15 protein-coding genes and 1 other annotated feature are annotated in these 14,946 nt (G+C 47.8%); of the genes, 13 read left to right on the top strand and 2 right to left on the bottom strand.

Going from position 1 to position 14,946, the window contains the following annotated elements:
* Positions 1–113 precede the first annotated feature (113 nt).
* The 9 genes from ACWGXJ_RS16975 to ACWGXJ_RS16935 all read left to right on the top strand — a co-directional run bounded on the left by ACWGXJ_RS16975 (position 114) and on the right by ACWGXJ_RS16935 (position 6,317).
* Entirely contained in the window at positions 114–644 is a 531-nt protein-coding gene (locus ACWGXJ_RS16975; RefSeq protein WP_013311200.1) for a YqeG family HAD IIIA-type phosphatase, read from the top strand.
* Entirely contained in the window at positions 637–1,764 is a 1,128-nt protein-coding gene (gene yqeH, locus ACWGXJ_RS16970) for a ribosome biogenesis GTPase YqeH (protein ID WP_039272319.1), read from the top strand. Before ACWGXJ_RS16975 ends, yqeH begins: the two co-directional genes overlap by 8 nt.
* A 105-nt stretch (positions 1,765–1,869) precedes the next feature.
* Positions 1,870–2,739: a shikimate dehydrogenase gene (gene aroE / locus ACWGXJ_RS16965; protein WP_452567202.1), complete on the top strand. Its 870-nt coding sequence runs from the start codon at positions 1,870–1,872 to the stop codon at positions 2,737–2,739.
* A 68-nt stretch (positions 2,740–2,807) separates the two neighbouring features.
* Positions 2,808–3,104, top strand: a complete 297-nt coding sequence (yhbY, locus tag ACWGXJ_RS16960; RefSeq protein ID WP_013311197.1) for a ribosome assembly RNA-binding protein YhbY — start codon at positions 2,808–2,810, stop codon at positions 3,102–3,104.
* Positions 3,105–3,121: 17 nt separating this feature from the next.
* Positions 3,122–3,712, top strand: coding sequence for a nicotinate-nucleotide adenylyltransferase (nadD, locus tag ACWGXJ_RS16955; RefSeq protein WP_039272317.1), 591 nt, complete (start codon positions 3,122–3,124; stop codon positions 3,710–3,712).
* Positions 3,696–4,292: a bis(5'-nucleosyl)-tetraphosphatase (symmetrical) YqeK gene (gene yqeK, locus ACWGXJ_RS16950; RefSeq protein WP_039272316.1), complete on the top strand. Its 597-nt coding sequence runs from the start codon at positions 3,696–3,698 to the stop codon at positions 4,290–4,292. Before nadD ends, yqeK begins: the two co-directional genes overlap by 17 nt.
* Positions 4,289–4,636 (top strand): ribosome silencing factor, encoded by a 348-nt coding sequence (gene rsfS / locus ACWGXJ_RS16945; protein WP_452567201.1) that lies wholly within the window; start codon positions 4,289–4,291, stop codon positions 4,634–4,636. Before yqeK ends, rsfS begins: the two co-directional genes overlap by 4 nt.
* The gene (locus ACWGXJ_RS16940; RefSeq protein WP_322160762.1) at positions 4,633–5,541 is read left to right on the top strand and encodes a CvfB family protein; all 909 of its coding nucleotides are present in this window, start codon (positions 4,633–4,635) and stop codon (positions 5,539–5,541) included. The genes rsfS and ACWGXJ_RS16940 overlap by 4 nt, the downstream gene beginning before the upstream one ends.
* A gap of 2 nt (positions 5,542–5,543) precedes the next feature.
* Entirely contained in the window at positions 5,544–6,317 is a 774-nt protein-coding gene (locus ACWGXJ_RS16935; RefSeq protein ID WP_250268861.1) for a class I SAM-dependent DNA methyltransferase, read from the top strand.
* A gap of 72 nt (positions 6,318–6,389) precedes the next feature.
* Here ACWGXJ_RS16935 and ACWGXJ_RS16930 read toward each other — a convergent pair whose 3' ends face one another.
* The gene (locus ACWGXJ_RS16930) at positions 6,390–6,779 is read right to left on the bottom strand and encodes a tautomerase family protein (protein ID WP_069290032.1); all 390 of its coding nucleotides are present in this window, start codon (positions 6,777–6,779) and stop codon (positions 6,390–6,392) included.
* A gap of 183 nt (positions 6,780–6,962) precedes the next feature.
* Positions 6,963–7,219: a binding site (T-box leader), on the top strand.
* A 61-nt stretch (positions 7,220–7,280) separates the two neighbouring features.
* On the opposite strand from ACWGXJ_RS16930, the gene leuS reads away from it, so the two are divergent.
* Complete coding sequence (gene leuS / locus ACWGXJ_RS16925; protein WP_250260885.1) at positions 7,281–9,719, top strand: leucine--tRNA ligase; 2,439 nt, start codon at positions 7,281–7,283, stop codon at positions 9,717–9,719.
* On the opposite strand, the gene comER is transcribed toward leuS, so the two are convergent.
* Positions 9,700–10,545: a late competence protein ComER gene (comER, locus tag ACWGXJ_RS16920; RefSeq protein WP_028540440.1), complete on the bottom strand. Its 846-nt coding sequence runs from the start codon at positions 10,543–10,545 to the stop codon at positions 9,700–9,702. The genes leuS and comER overlap by 20 nt on opposite strands.
* Positions 10,546–10,840: 295 nt before the next feature.
* Here comER and ACWGXJ_RS16915 point away from each other — a divergent pair, with 295 nt between their 5' ends.
* The 3 genes from ACWGXJ_RS16915 to ACWGXJ_RS16905 all read left to right on the top strand — a co-directional run bounded on the left by ACWGXJ_RS16915 (position 10,841) and on the right by ACWGXJ_RS16905 (position 14,931).
* Positions 10,841–11,488 (top strand): ComEA family DNA-binding protein, encoded by a 648-nt coding sequence (locus ACWGXJ_RS16915; RefSeq protein ID WP_452567200.1) that lies wholly within the window; start codon positions 10,841–10,843, stop codon positions 11,486–11,488.
* 88 nt (positions 11,489–11,576) lie between these two features.
* On the top strand, positions 11,577–12,095 hold the full coding sequence (locus ACWGXJ_RS16910) for a deoxycytidylate deaminase (RefSeq protein ID WP_025723414.1): 519 nt from the start codon (positions 11,577–11,579) through the stop codon (positions 12,093–12,095).
* A 205-nt stretch (positions 12,096–12,300) separates the two neighbouring features.
* A complete protein-coding gene (locus ACWGXJ_RS16905) occupies positions 12,301–14,931 on the top strand; it encodes a ComEC/Rec2 family competence protein (RefSeq protein WP_452567199.1) in 2,631 nt (876 codons plus the stop codon).
* The last annotated feature ends 15 nt before the right edge of the window (positions 14,932–14,946 follow it).

Genomic DNA, 14,946 nt, shown 5'->3' with positions numbered 1-14,946 from the left:
TTTAATCTTAAGCTATATATTTAGTGAAAAAGCTGTCCGTTTGTTGCGGATAGCTTTTTACTAAGCCATAGTAATATGGTATAGTTTGTCGTATGAAACTGAGGTGACCGACGTTGTTTGAAATGCTGATGCCCAAATTACGGGTGAATACCGTCTTTGATATTGATCTTGAAGGCTTGTATGCTCAAGGATATCGCGGCATTATTACGGATCTAGATAACACGCTGGTCGGTGCAAAAGCGCCGAATGCGACTCCCGAGCTGGTGGCCTGGTTTGAGAAGGTCAAACAGGCGGGTTTTAAGCTTGTCATCGTGTCTAACAACAATATGGACCGTGTATCCGTGTTTGCTACGCCTTTGGACATTGAATTTATACATGCCGCACGGAAACCCTCCAACTCGTCTTTTCGTAGAGCCATCCGTATGATGGGGCTGACTCCGGAAGAGACTATTATGGTCGGGGACCAAATGTTGACGGACGTATTGGGAGGCAACCGACTGGGATTGCATACGGTGTTGGTGCTACCGATATCCATTCATGATGAAGGAGTCATGACCCGATTTAATCGGCGGTTGGAGCGAATCGCGCTCACAAGGTTACGTAAGAAAGGCTTATGGCTTGAGGAGGAAAAGAAGAATGACTGAAAGACCTGACGGCGGCACTGCCGTCAAATGTAGTGGTTGCGGTATCACCGTGCAGACCACTAGCCCGGAGCTTCCGGGATATATTCCTGAAAAATTGCTTACTCGCGAACCTGTCATCTGTCAGCGTTGCTTCCGGATCAAAAACTATAATGAGACGTCTTCAGTTACGGTGGATCAAGATGAGTTCTTGAAGCTGCTCAGCCAGATTGGCGACAAGGATGCGCTCGTCATCCACATTGTAGATATTTTTGATTTTGAAGGTAGCTTGATTTCCGGTTTGCAACGCTTTGTAGGCTCCAATCCAGTTATACTGGCTGTGAACAAGACCGATTTGCTGCCTAAGGTAACGAATTGGAACAAGGTACGTAACTGGGTACAAAAGCAAGCGAAGGAGCAAGGACTTCGCACGGAAGAAATCGTACTGTGCTCAGCTAAAAAAAATCAGGGCTTTGACCGTCTGTTGGATGTGGTATCTGAGCTTCGTGGTAACCGCGATGTATATGTAGTCGGAGCGACAAATGTGGGTAAATCCACGCTTATTAATCGCTTGATTCGTGATTATAGCGATATGGAGCAGGAACTCACAACGTCCCGTTACCCGGGAACTACACTCGATATGGTGAATATTCCGCTCGACGACGGCAAGCACATTATTGATACTCCGGGTATTGTATACCCTTGGCGATTCAGTGAAATCGTCTCCCGCCAGGACTTGAGCGCTATTATGCCAGACAAGCCGCTGAAGCCTGCTGCATATCAGCTTGATGCTGGACAAACATTGTTTTTCGGCGGTATGGCCCGATTTGATTTTGTGGAGGGTCAGCACCAATCATTTACCTGCTACATTAACGGTGGTCTTAAGATACATCGCACGAAGCTGGAGCGAGCTGATCAGTTGTTCGCTGATCATGCCGGGGAATTGTTATCTCCGCCAACACGCGATCAATTGGCAGAGATGCCGGAATGGACAAGACATGAGTTCCGCGTTCCACGCAAATCTCCATCGGACATCTACATTTCCGGTTTGGGATGGATCAGGGTAAATAGCGAGAACGGAGCTCTGATTGCGGTTCATGCTCCTCGGGGAGTCCGTGTGCTTTTGCGGCCTGCGTTGATATAACGTTGCTGTAACCATGTTATAGGGCGGCAAGGAACAGGTACTGGTTCCTGCCGCCATTCATGTATTTGTGCGGCCTAATATTTTGCAATATGGGGGAGAGCAACGATGAACAGCGGGGAGTCTGAAGCGACCGAACAAGGTCTTGTACTATTGGGCGTATTGGGTGATCCGATCAAGCACTCCAAATCGCCTCTTATGCATAAAATAGCTTTACAGGCAGCGGGGATTGAAGGAGATTTTGTACCTCTTCAAGTCAAACCGGATCAGCTGGAAGATGCCATGAAGGGGATTCGCGCTTTGCATTTCCGCGGAGTCAATGTGACGATTCCCCATAAAGTTGAGGTTATGAAATATCTGGATGAGATTGATGAAGGGGCCAGACTCATTGGCGCTGTCAATACGATAGTGAATGACAATGGACGTCTTAAGGGCTATAACACGGACGGAATTGGCTACGTACGTTCCCTCAAAGAAGAGACTTCTGTCGAGTTGAAGGGCGCAAGAATTGCTGTTCTTGGAGCCGGAGGGGCTGCTCGTGGTGTGATTCATGCTCTGTTAAAGGAGCAACCGGAATCGGTTATTATTTTGAACCGAACACGTGACAAAGCTGAGCAACTGGCATTAGAGTGGACGACGGAAGCGATCCCAGTGAGGGGTTATTCCAACGAAGATGCCAAGAGCGTGCTCGCCACAGTGAATGTGTTGATTAACACAACCTCGGTGGGAATGTCTCCTTTATCGGATGAGCTTCCACTGGAAACGAGCTTGATTCCGGAGGGAATCATTGTGAGTGATTTGATCTACAACCCGCTGGAAACGAGACTTTTACAGGAAAGCCGTGAACAGCGCGGCTGCACTGTACATGGGGGTTTGGGCATGTTCGTGTACCAGGGGGCTGTGGCTTTTGAGTATTTTACAGGGGTTGTCCCTGCTGTAGAGCAAATGAGAGCGGCTGTGCTGAGTAGCCTGTCGTAAGTAAGATTGTACATTAAAATTATGGAAATGCTGCATTGTATATGTGGCGACGAAGGGGTTAAATATACATGTTAACAGGTAAACAAAAAAGATATTTGCGTTCAATGGCGCATCATTTGGACCCGGTTTTTCAAGTAGGTAAAAACGGTACGAATGAGCATCTTATGCGTCACATCAACGATGCGATTGAAAAGCGTGAGTTGATGAAAGTGCAAATTTTGAACAACTGTTTGGACGACAAGCATGAAATTGCGGAAGAACTGGCCGCGGAGACAGGTTCTGAGCTTGTTCAGATCATCGGGAGCACTATTATTTTGTACAAAGAATCCCGTGATCATAAGGAAATTGAGTTGCCTAGAGGATAACACGCGGGGAGAAAATTATGAAAATCGGTATTATGGGTGGTACATTTGACCCGATTCATATTGGACATCTGCTGGCTGGAGAAGCGGCAAGAGATGCCTATGGGCTGGATCAAGTATGGTTTATGCCTTCTCATATTCCTCCGCACAAGCATCAGGCGGGGGCGAGCGGTAAGGAGCGTCTGGAGATGACGAGTGAAGCGGTAGCGGGTCATCCTGCTTTTGAAGTGCTGGATATTGAAGTGCTTCGCGGGGGAGTATCCTATACCATTGACACGATCAAGGAGCTTCAAGAGTTGCACTCTGCTGTGGATTTTTATTTTATTATTGGTGCGGATATGGTGAACTACTTGCCTCATTGGCAGGGAATTGAGGAGCTGGCGCAGCGAATTTGTTTTATTGGTGTTCGGCGCCCAGGGTTCCAGCTTGCGTTGGATGAGTTGCCGCATTATTTGAAGGACAAGGTACTGCTGGCGGATATGCCGGTGGTGGATATTTCGTCGACGGATATTCGAGAGCGTGCTGCGGAAGGGCGCACTATCCGTTATCTTGTGCCAGATCGTGTGCATGACTATATTACAAGGGGCTGTTTGTATGAAGTACAGCCGTGAGCAATTAATGGAAGCCGTATCTGGTCAAATGCCTGAAAAGCGCTGGAAGCACACACTAGGTGTTATGCATACCTCAGTGGAGCTTGCGAAGCGCTATGGAGCAGATCCGGATAAGGCAGAACTGGCGGCTATTTTGCATGATGTAGCAAAATATTGGCCTGTTCAGCAGATGGAAGAGGTGATTCGCAGTCATCCCGAATGTGATCAGGAGCTTTTGGAACATGACAAGCAGCTCTGGCATTCAGAGGTAGGATACTGCGTTGCAGCAAGAGATTACGGAGTGGATGATCCGGAAATAAGGAATGCGATTCGCTGGCATACGTCAGGACGCGTAGGTATGAGCCTGCTGGATAAAGTCGTGTGTCTCGCTGATTACATCGAACCGGGACGGGATTTTCCGGGGGTTGAGCATATCCGTAAACAGGCAAAGAAAAGCTTGGAGCAGGGCCTTATCGCTGGATTCGACTCCACGATTTCATTGTTGCTGGAAAAGAAAAAGGTTATTTTTCCACTAACAGTCTTGTCGCGTAATGACTTGATTCAACAACTAAAACAGAGAAAAACGGAGGTTCATGAATGACCCTAACTAATGAGCAATTAATGCAAACAGCGGTTGATGCTGCAAATGATAAAAAGGCAATGAATGTTGTCGCACTGGATTTGCGGGGAGTATCACTAGTAGCTGATTATTTTGTCATCTGCCACGGTAATTCGGATACACAGGTACAGGCGATTGCAACAGAAATTCGCAAACGCGCTCATGATGAAGGTGTAACCATCAAAGGAATCGAAGGAATGGATTCCGCCCGTTGGGTTCTAATGGATTTGGGGGATGTCGTAGTGCATGTCTTCCATCGCGACGAGCGCGAATACTATAACATTGAACGACTCTGGTCGGATGCTAAGGTTGTGGAAAAGGTATGAGTTTGATCGCTGGTACTTATGTCACCATTATGGTGGATCGTGAGGTATCTCCTTTCGGCTACTTTCTCACTGTTGGTGAGCAGGATGTGCTGCTGCATTATACGGAGCTGACACGTGAAATTGAAGTTGGTGAACGGTTGGAGGTATTTATTTTTCACGATACAGAGGACCGCTTGGCCGCAACTATGAAAAAGCCGTTCTTGTCGTTGGGCGAAATGGCAAAGCTTGAGGTGGCCGATGTGCATCCGCGTTTGGGTTGTTTCCTAGAGATGGGATTGGGTCGTCAGCTTTTGCTGCCGATTCGTGAGTTGCCAGAAAACCGAGATTTACATCCGCAGGTGGGCGACTACGTATATGCCATTATGGAGCATGACAAGCAAGGTAGACTGCGGGCTAAGCTGGCAGGGGAACAGGAGCTTGCTCCGTTGTGCTTTCACGCCCCTGATTCGTGGCTGAATACGTGGGTGCAGGCGACGGTGTACAAGCCGCTTCAAATGGGCACGTTCGTTCTGGTGGACGGAGGTGTGCTTGGTTTTGGTGCGATTGGGATGATTCACTCCTCGGAACGCAACCGGATGCTTCGCTTGGGCGAAGAGGTCAAGGTACGGGTCACACTTGTTCGCGAAGACGGTCGGGTCAATCTGGCGATGTCGCCACGCAAGGAAGTAGGCCGTGATGAGGATGCAGATCGATTGATTGCTTTTCTGAAAGAGCGTCCGGGTGGCGGCATGCCTTACTCCGACGCAACGCCGCCGGATATTATCAAGCAACGGTTTGGTATTAGTAAATCCGCCTTCAAGCGTGCGATGGGCAAGCTGATGAAGGAAGGAATGGTTACACAAAAGGAAAACTGGACCTACCTGGTGGAGAAAATGCCGAAACCGAAGGACGGGAATGGGGAATAAAAATGGCTTCTTACCGGAAGTTTGCCTATGTGTATGATGAGCTGATGCAGGACATGCCGTACCCGGACTGGTTACGCTTTGCACGGCAGGCTTGGGATCAGTACGGTATGCCGCATACGGTGGCTGAGCTGGGCTGTGGAACGGGTTCGATTACGATTCCCCTAGTTAACTCGGGCTTCGAAGTGTCTGGAATCGACTTATCCTCTGACATGCTGGCAGTAGCCCGTCGCAAAATGGAAACCACTCCCCAGGGACAGCGATTGTTTCGTGAGGGAAGCGTTCGCTGGATACAGCAAGATATGAGAGAATGGGTTTTACCCGAGCCTGTGGATTCTGTAATTTCTTTTTGCGATTGTCTGAATTACTTGTTGGAGGAAGAAGATATAATTTCTACTTTTCGTAGAACTCATGCTGGTCTGAAGCCTGGCGGAACCTTCTTGTTCGATGTACATCATCCGCAGACGTTTTTACGTTATGATGAAGAGCAGCCATTCGTACTGGATGATCGCTCTATCTCATATATCTGGACATGTGCGTTGGACACTCCACGTTGTGAAATTGAGCATCATCTTAGTATCTTTGCAAAAGCAGAACATGAAGGACGCGATCTGTATCAGCGTTTCGAGGAAATTCATGTACAGCGTGCCTATGATCCAGATTGGATGAAGGCAGAATTGTCCAAAGCAGGTTTTCGTGATGTGAAGGTATATGCGGATTTTGAATGGGTAGAAGCAGAAGGTGACGCGGCGAGACTGTTTTATGTTGCTGTAAAATAGTGAAGACTCATTGAGCAAATTTAGGAAAAGAAAGACGCTTTTCATGATGACATGAAGGGCGTCTTTTTGCACTTATATATTCACTTTATAGTTCAACTGAAGCTCATCACCCGGTACACCCCGAATACCCCAGTTCTGTTTAGGCGTTTCAAATATAGTAATCTCAAGATCCTGTGGAGCAATGCCAAAATGGTCCGTAATTCGTTGGAATAACAGCTGGATGAGCTGCTTCTTAGCTTCTGTCGTTCTGCCTTCAAAGATACTGATTTCAATAATGGTGTACGCCTCAGAGCGACCATCGGCATATATAAAGTCTTCCTGATCCATAGGAAAAAAACGATGAAACCTCTTGTCTGGAGGATATTTGAACGCATCCACCACAGCAGAATGAATCACCTCTGAAAGCTGCTTTTTGATTGGATTTAAAGCTTCTTTTATTCCGAAAATTTTAATCTGTGCCATGTCTCAGCTCACCTTTCTTATCTCAACTCAACTCAATTGCATCAATTTAATTCGAAGTTATTATAAAACATTCGTATGCATGTGTCATGAACAATTAGTATGAAGAGGGTCTTTAACACCAAAGCTAGTCCTTATTTGACTTTTTTCGCGGTTTTCAATATAATAGTGCCATTATTAACGGTTAAACAATCGCTGATGAGGAATAGTAGCTTTGTCTGGACATATAGAGAGCCGGCGGGTGGTGCAAGCCGGTTGACAGCGCAAAGTGAACTCGCCTCGGAGATATGCGTCCAACGCAGGAACGCCTTTACAGGTGCTTGTATCCTGTTATTAACCCGCATCGGATCACCTCCGTTATCAGGTGCAAAGGGAGTAGAACGCGAAGAACGCTTTCTGCTAACTAGGGTGGTACCACGGGAATATAACCTCTCGTCCCTAGCGCTGACACGCTACGGGATGCAGAGGTTTTTTTGTTGCATACCGTTTGAGGAGGAAAAGACAATGACAGACACACAGCCGAAGCACGGCTATCAACCGCAAAGTATTGAACCAAAATGGCAGAAATATTGGGATGAGAACAAGACGTTCCGCACCGGGGAAGAGCCGGGCAAACCGAAGTTTTATGCTTTGGATATGTTTCCGTACCCATCTGGAGCCGGCCTGCATGTAGGCCACCCAGAGGGCTACACAGCTACGGATATTGTTTCACGTTATAAAAGAATGCGCGGCTACAACGTACTGCATCCGATGGGTTGGGACGCCTTCGGTCTGCCTGCCGAGCAGCATGCGCTGGATACAGGGGAGCACCCACGCGAAATTACGGTGAAAAACGTAAATAACTTCCGCCGTCAAATCAAATCGCTCGGCTTCTCCTACGACTGGGATCGTGAAATCAGCACGACGGACCCTGATTACTACAAATGGACACAGTGGATCTTCATCCAGCTGTACAAGCGCGGCCTTGCATATGTAGCTGAAGTACCCGTGAACTGGTGCCCAGCGCTGGGAACAGTGCTGGCGAATGAAGAAGTTATTGACGGCAAGAGTGAGCGTGGCGGTCATCCGGTCGTCCGTAAACCAATGCGTCAATGGATGCTGAAAATTACGGAATACGCGGATCGTCTGCTGGATGATCTGGAGGAACTGGATTGGTCTGAGAGTATTAAGGATATGCAGCGGAACTGGATCGGTAAGTCTACCGGGGCAGAGGTTCGTTTTCCAATTGAAGGCTATGACGAGCAACTCACAGTATTTACAACCCGCCCAGATACACTGTTCGGCGCAAGCTACTGTGTGCTGGCACCAGAGCAGGAATTAGTGGATATTATCACTACGCCTGAGCAAAAGGATGCTGTACAACAGTACCGTGAACAAGCTGCTCGTAAAAGCGATCTGGAGCGTACGGATCTGGCCAAGGATAAAACAGGCGTATTTACAGGAGCTTATGCAGTGAACCCGGTGAACGGCGAAAAGTTGCCGATCTGGATTGCTGACTATGTACTGGCAGGCTACGGAACTGGAGCGATTATGGCTGTACCTGCTCACGATACGCGTGACTGGGAATTTGCCAAGCAATTCGGATTGAATATCATTGAGGTTGTCCAAGGTGGAGATGTGGCTAATGAGCCATATACTGAGGATGGACCGCACGTCAATTCAGGCCCGCTGAATGGACTTACCAACGAGGAAGCGATTCCGAAGATGATTGAATGGCTGGAAGCCGAGGGCAAAGGACACGGCAAAGTCACCTACCGCCTGCGTGACTGGCTGTTCAGCCGTCAACGCTATTGGGGCGAGCCGATTCCGGTAATTCATCTGGAGGATGGAACGATCAAAACGGTTCCTGAGGACCAACTTCCGCTCGTACTGCCGGAGATGGACAATATCAAGCCTTCAGGTACAGGTGAATCCCCGCTGGCGAACGCAACAGATTGGGTGGAAACCATTGATCCTGAGACAGGTATGAAAGCACGTCGCGAGACGAATACAATGCCGCAATGGGCAGGAAGTTGCTGGTATTACCTGCGCTTTATTGATCCGAAAAATGACAAAGAGCTTGTATCCAAAGAGAAACAACGTGAATGGATGCCTGTTGATTTGTATATTGGCGGAGCGGAACATGCGGTTCTTCACTTGCTGTATGCCCGTTTCTGGCATAAGGTACTGTATGATATCGGCGTAGTGGAAACGAAAGAGCCTTTTTATAAGCTGGTCAACCAGGGTATGATTTTGGGCAACAACAATGAAAAAATGAGTAAATCACGCGGTAATGTCATTAATCCTGATGATATTGTCAATACATTTGGCGCCGATACGCTGCGTATTTATGAGATGTTTATGGGGCCGCTGGAAGCGACCAAGCCATGGAATGAGAATGGGGTAGAGGGAGCACATCGTTTTCTGTCCCGCGTATGGCGCCTGTTTGTTTCCGAGGATGGTAGCCTGAACGATAAAATTACAAATGACGGCGGTAGCGATGAGTTCAATCGTACTTGGCATAAGACGCTGAAAAAAGTAACCGAAGATCTGGATGCGCTGCGCTTCAATACAGCGATCAGCCAGCTGATGATCTTCACCAACGATGCATACAAAGCAGACCTTCTGCCGCGTGCAGCAATGGAAAACTTCGTGCAAATGCTGTCGCCGCTTGCACCCCATCTGGCTGAGGAATTGTGGCAGCTGCTGGGGCACAATGATAGCATTACCTACGCGGCTTGGCCTGCTTATGATGAAGCATGGACGGTGGACGCCGAAGTGGAAATTGTTGTGCAAGTGAATGGTAAAATTGTGCAGCGTGCAACGATTGCCAAGGATCTTGATGCTAAAGCGATGGAGGCATTCGCTGTGTCGTTGGACAATGTTCAGCAGGCACTGGCCGGCAAAACGATCCGCAAGGTAATTGCTGTTCCAGGTAAGCTGGTTAATATTGTTGCCGGTTAATCGGCTTTAAGCCGAAGGAGACATCTACCTTTTGCATGTCCTCTTCATACTTGTTGTGCGTGGCCTGTATCAGCTCGGGAAAGACGCTATGCAGGCTGATGTCCAACAATGCGAGAGCTTCGGCGGTAATACCTCCGGGAACCGCCACTCTGGCCTGTAACTCGGCTGGTGTCATCCCGCCTTCCGTGAGCAGCTTTCCAGTGCCGATGATCATTTCACCGGCCAGGGCGCATAGCTCCGTACGGTCTATACCTGTAGCTTGAACTGCGGCTTGAATCCACTGGTCCATAAAAAAGGCCAAGAAAGCAGGACCACAACTCGAAAAATCCGACGTGATCCGAGTATAAGATTCTTTAACCCGAATCGGCCTGCTGATGTGGGACATAAGCTCTTCCAGAAGGGTACGATCCTCCTCTGTAATCCGGCTTCCATGGATGCAGAGCGAGGCTCCGCTGCCCACTTGGTGGGTGATACTTGGAATAATTTTGGACACTTTGGCTTTCAGTGCATGTTCCAAAATACGAATCTGCACCGGGCTTGTGATAGATACGACGATTTGCTCTTCTGTAATGACGTTGCGTATTTCATCCGTTACGGCTTTTGATTCCAGCGGCTTCACACAGATAAACAGAACATCGCTTTCCGCTGCCGTTTCACGGTTGCTTTGGGCTGCATGCAAACCTGGATAGCGACGGGCTAGCTCGGTTACCTTGGAATGCGTTCGATTGCTTGCTGATATTTGCTGCGGCTTGAGTGCGTTAGAATTAATAAAAGACTCAATTAGCAGGCTTCCCATGCTGCCAGTCCCGATAAATCCAACTTTCATTGTTCAACGTCCTCCTTTCATACTTTGCGGTATAGACGCTGTGCTGTCAGCTGTCATTCTTCTTAGTGTATGCGCCTGGTCTTGGCCGACATGACGAATTTTATGTCTGAGCATGTTAGATCGTCCCCGGGGTCGTACCACTTTTTTGTGAAAATGCTCACAGCGAGACCGTATGGAGGTTGTTTGCACCCTCCGGTTTAACGGGAATTGGACAGACTTGCTCTGTTTGATTGAGACGGTGTTTTCAGTCGGCTCAATTTCCCGAAATCCATGTGGAGTAGGGGACGATACGGAAATGAAACGTGTATGGACAGGAACAGCGATAACGCTTGCTGTAATCGGGAGTGGACTTATTTTATTTGCCGGAGGACAGCGCTCTGAGCCGCAAGAAGAGTGGACTTTACTTAACCATAAGGTGGAGCAGGCTGTGGCGATGGAGGCAGAGCCAAATGAGTCGCAGCGCAGCAGTGACTACGCCCAGAAAAAGCCTGGTGTAAAAGAACCTTCAGACAAAGCTGAGCGCAGTAGGAATGCCGAAGCCGCTGACAATGTGAAACGTGATACTGTGCAGATTTCTACTGGTGTATCTGCTGCTGTGAGCGAAAACTCTATTGCGGGAAATTCAAGTACCGTAAAGCAGTCAGGTGTTGCGAATCCGAGCTCAGACACAGGTATTGTCAGTTCGAGTGGTGCAACGACGAGTAGGACCAATAGGGTAAGTGATTCGGTTACTACACCCGATTCCGGCGAAAAAAAGGTAAACATCAACACGGCGACTGCTGCTGAGTTAATGGAATTACCAGGGGTTGGGGCTAAAAAAGCCGAGGCTATACTGAACTACCGTAATCAGCACGGGGCGTTCAAACGTGTGAACGATTTGGATCATGTAAAGGGAATCGGAGCTAAAATGTTGGCTAAAATGAAGCCGTATGTCAGTTTGTAACTTATGTAAGATTATAATGTACAGGTCCTGAGAACGGCGGTAGCGGATATGGTTTACGTTTTAACTTGTTTATACGGGAGAGATGGAAATGAGTGCAGATGTACGCAAGGACTGGGACACCTATTTCATGGATATCGCTTATATGGTATCCACCCGTTCGCGCTGTGCGCGGCGTCATGTTGGAGCCGTACTTGTACAAGGTAAAAAGCTTTTGGGGACGGCCTATAATGGAGCACCATCCGGGGTACCTGACTGTTCTGAGGCAGGCTGCATGATCTCAGAGGAGTATGAGGTCGTTCACCGTGATGGGCGCGAGGAAATGGTTAAGAAGCAGCGTTGTATTCGCACTATTCATGCGGAGCAGAACCTGCTGCTGTTTACTGACCGAATTGATCGTGAAGGCTCTTCAGTATATGTCACCGACCAGCCATGCTGGACGTGTGCCAATATGTTGGCGAACAGCGGTATTGTGGAGATTGTATACCACCGACCTTATCCCAAAGATGCCGACAAGGTTCGTGCTATGATGGAGGAAAAGGGAATCGCCTTTCGTATGCTGAAAACCTATCATCCACCAAAAGAAACGCTGATGGATGTAATGAATTAAAAAAGTAAACGAGGAAGAACCTCTGACGAATGCTATTTTGTCAGAGGTTCTTTTTGTTTTGTGTTTTTTGGACAGAAAGCAATGTTTGCTACCGGAAGGTGATTGTATTCAAGCTAAGCTTGTGTTAACTAGACCTATATTGACCCTTACTGTTTGTTGGATTACCGGAAGTGCGGGAGCATGTCTGTATTCTGGACATATGCTTTTGTTACTCTGGGCGGGGGTTACTCTGATCTTTCCGCTTATAGCTTTATGGATGAAAATCCCCATCCGGCATATGGTATTACTTTGGCTTGCATTCAGCGGTGGTGGATTTCATTGGTTTTGGCATGATACGCATAATGTTAGCAGTATTCCCGATGCTCTTCATGTATCGTCTTCTATGGTGGAAGACATGCCTGTTCAAGTAGCAGGGCTTATCGCTTCTAAAATACAGGTAGATGGTGATCGAACACAGTTTGAGATGAGAGTCACCTCAATCAATCACTACGGAAGTCATTCGAAAAAGGACGAGAATCGTACACCAATTTCTGAACAGGTCATTGTTCATATCAAGTTGGCTGCCAAGCAGGAACAGCAACTTGCAGCAGCGTGGCAACGTGGAGATGCAGTCGTACTGCGTGGCACCTTAAAGGCTCCTACAAAAGCGGGGAACTTTGGTAGCTTTGATTACAGTGAATACCTGCACACACAGGAGATCCACTGGCTTTTCAAAGGCGATGGGGCAGCCTCGTTACAGAAGCAGGAGGCTTCACTGTGGAACCGCTACACTTTGTTCAGATGGAATGATCAGCTAAGGGAGCAACTAGGGCAGAGAATGGAATCGGCATTTACATCTCTTCATCACGCAGGATATATGAAAGGACTGGTGCTTGGGGTAACAGATGAGTTGGACCCAGCAACGTATAACGAGTTTACGAAGCTTGGTTTAACGCATATTTTAGCAATATCGGGCATGCATGTGGCGGTATATGCAGCTACACTATTATATTTACTCAAGCTACTAAGAGTTAGCCGCGAGACATCTCTTACAGTCGTTTTGATACTCATTCCGGCTTATGTCCTGCTGACAGGTGCTTCTCCCTCTGTTGTGAGGGCGGGAATTATGGCGATGATCGGCTTGTTTGCAGCCCGACGAGGTGTGCTCAAAGACGGACTTAATATTTTAAGTATATCCGCGTTGCTCATGCTGATTTGGAATCCATATTATCTACTTAGCGTCAGCTTTCAGCTTTCCTTTTTGGTGACAGGTGGGTTGCTCATTTATATGCCGCTTATGAAGCCGTTTTTCGCCAAATGGCCTTTCCTAATCGGAGGTGAGGTTGCGATTACAATTACGGCACAGCTTGTTTCGTTTCCAATGACGGTATTCTACTTTAATCAATCTTCGCTGTTATCACTTGCGGCCAATTTTGTGCTTGTACCCCTTATTACATATATCGTGCTTCCGATAGGTACGGTGGCGATGGGGCTTTCCTTTTTGTGGGGGGATGGGGCTCGTATTCTTGCGTGGCCGGCAGAGCAATTGAACGATTTGACCTTTTTACTAGTGAAATGGCTGAATGTGGATGATGCTTATGTGAGTATTTGGCCGTCTTCCTCCATCCTGTGGGTCATGGCGTATTACGCAGCTCTGTATAGTGTTCTGTACTGGCTTAAAACGTGGCTGACATCTCGCAGGCAAACAGATGATAATTCTGTTTTGAATTCCACTCCCATATCATCACCCGTGTATACGGGATTAGCGGCTTCTGCTGAATGGGCTGCTGTTTTGAATACAGCTCATGAACCTGAGGGAGCAGGGAAATTTGCGCGTCGACAGTGGAATGGTTATCGTCATTTGGCACTGGCTCTAAGTGTTATCGCTTGGCTTGGGATATTGTATACAGGTTATCAATCTCCTGGTGGAGGAAATACGGGAACTGTTCAATATCTGGATGTGGGCCAAGGTGACAGCATTTTAATTACCACGCCGGGCGGGAAACATATTTTGGTGGATGGCGGGGGTACAATGGACTTTGCTACAGGGAAAAATGCTTGGCGCAAACGCGCAGATCCCTATGAGGTAGGTGAAGATACGATTGTACCCTTGCTAAAGCAACGAGGTGTACATCGGCTGGACGCTGTCATTTTAACACACGGAGATCATGATCATGCAGGAGGACTACAGGCTGTGCTTGACCAGATTCCCGTATCTACCTTGTTTTTTAATGGTACCCTGACAGATAAAGCCCCATTCCGTAAGCTGTTGAACACGGCTTTAGACAAGCAGATTAAGCTGTACGGTGCACATCATAGTATGGAATGGGAGCCAGACCAGGCTACGAAAATCCGCTTTCTCTATCCGTTTACGCTACCGGAGGACGAATCTGAGCAGTTGCCTGTTATGAAGGAGCAAAATCATTACTCTGTTGCCATGATATTGGAGATGGAGGGAGCCTCTTTTTTGTTCACAGGAGATATGGATGATGCAGCAGAGTCGTCGTTGCTCTCTGAATTAACTCGTTTTTCATCAAGTGTGAAAGATAAGGGAGCAACGGGGGGTGTCGGGAAAGCTGTAGATGTCATGAAAATAGCACATCACGGTAGCAAGTATTCCACCTCGGAAGAGTGGTTATCCTACTGGCGACCGAAAGTATCCGTTATTTCGGTCGGTGCGACCAATACTTACGGACATCCGAATGAAGCGGTATTGGAACGTTTATCGGCAGTTGATTCTGCTATATATCGAACAGATACGATGGGAGAGATACAGATTCGAGCACAGCAAGGAAAACTGAGTGTGCGCTACCAACGCAAACAGTACAAAACAGATACTAATACAACAACATACTAAAACGGGTGCTCACTC

The organism is Paenibacillus sp. S33 (assembly GCF_053615415.1).
Note: the sequence above shows the minus strand (reverse complement) of the source record. Positions and strands in the feature narration are given on the sequence as shown.

Excerpts from the sequence above, each read along its gene's own strand:
- yqeH (WP_039272319.1), top strand. The coding sequence starts at position 637 with ATGACTGAAAGACCTGACGGCGGCACTGCCGTCAAATGTAGTGGTTGC.
- aroE (WP_452567202.1), top strand. The coding sequence starts at position 1,870 with ATGAACAGCGGGGAGTCTGAAGCGACCGAACAAGGTCTTGTACTATTG.
- yhbY (WP_013311197.1), top strand. The coding sequence starts at position 2,808 with ATGTTAACAGGTAAACAAAAAAGATATTTGCGTTCAATGGCGCATCAT.
- nadD (WP_039272317.1), top strand. The coding sequence starts at position 3,122 with ATGAAAATCGGTATTATGGGTGGTACATTTGACCCGATTCATATTGGA.
- yqeK (WP_039272316.1), top strand. The coding sequence starts at position 3,696 with ATGAAGTACAGCCGTGAGCAATTAATGGAAGCCGTATCTGGTCAAATG.
- rsfS (WP_452567201.1), top strand. The coding sequence starts at position 4,289 with ATGACCCTAACTAATGAGCAATTAATGCAAACAGCGGTTGATGCTGCA.
- ACWGXJ_RS16940 (WP_322160762.1), top strand. The coding sequence starts at position 4,633 with ATGAGTTTGATCGCTGGTACTTATGTCACCATTATGGTGGATCGTGAG.
- ACWGXJ_RS16935 (WP_250268861.1), top strand. The coding sequence starts at position 5,544 with ATGGCTTCTTACCGGAAGTTTGCCTATGTGTATGATGAGCTGATGCAG.
- ACWGXJ_RS16930 (WP_069290032.1), bottom strand. The coding sequence starts at position 6,779 with ATGGCACAGATTAAAATTTTCGGAATAAAAGAAGCTTTAAATCCAATC.
- leuS (WP_250260885.1), top strand. The coding sequence starts at position 7,281 with ATGACAGACACACAGCCGAAGCACGGCTATCAACCGCAAAGTATTGAA.
- comER (WP_028540440.1), bottom strand. The coding sequence starts at position 10,545 with ATGAAAGTTGGATTTATCGGGACTGGCAGCATGGGAAGCCTGCTAATT.
- ACWGXJ_RS16915 (WP_452567200.1), top strand. The coding sequence starts at position 10,841 with ATGAAACGTGTATGGACAGGAACAGCGATAACGCTTGCTGTAATCGGG.
- ACWGXJ_RS16910 (WP_025723414.1), top strand. The coding sequence starts at position 11,577 with ATGAGTGCAGATGTACGCAAGGACTGGGACACCTATTTCATGGATATC.